The organism is Thermogutta sp. (genome assembly GCF_039793925.1).
In the GTDB taxonomy this organism is placed as follows: Bacteria; Planctomycetota; Planctomycetia; order Pirellulales; family Thermoguttaceae; genus Thermogutta.
The window spans coordinates 1-479 of the sequence record NZ_JBAMME010000132.1 but is presented as its reverse complement, the minus strand read 5'-3'; the positions used below and the strand labels follow the sequence as shown (position 1 = coordinate 479).

The 479-nt window shown below is 60.1% G+C and carries 1 protein-coding gene; it reads left to right on the top strand.

What is annotated here, in order from left to right; translation table 11 throughout:
• Positions 1–300, top strand: a 300-nt coding sequence (locus ABJK56_RS05470) for a DUF1614 domain-containing protein (RefSeq protein ID WP_347243657.1), incomplete at its 5' end; no start/stop codon positions are given.
• Positions 301–479: the final 179 nt, after the last annotated feature.

Genomic DNA, 479 nt, shown 5'->3' with positions numbered 1-479 from the left:
GCCTCAGGGATCGTGACTTACGTGATCCATCGCATTGCCCGCCCCATTCCCGGGTTGGGGATCGCCACGCCCATGTTCATCCCTCCCCTGTTGGCCGCCCTGGTCGCACTCGTGCTGAATCCCAACTGGGCGCCCCCCACGGCCTATGTGGCCGGGACACTGGGAACGCTCATCGGCGCGGATCTGCTGAACCTCAACCGCATCCGCGAACTGAAGGCACCCGTGGCGTCCATCGGCGGGGCGGGCACCTTCGACGGGATTTTCCTGACGGGCATTTTGGCCGTTTTGTTGTCCTGGTAAAAAGAGAGGGGAAAAACATGCCGCGAAGCGCCGTGTATTTCATCGATCTTCGTGCCGACGACGCCTGGAACCTTTTGGATAAAATCCATCTCTTGTTGAAGGAAGCCGGACTGGCAAGCCGCATCCCCAAGAAGGCTCTGACGGCCGTAAAGATCCATTTCGGCGAACGGGGAAACACG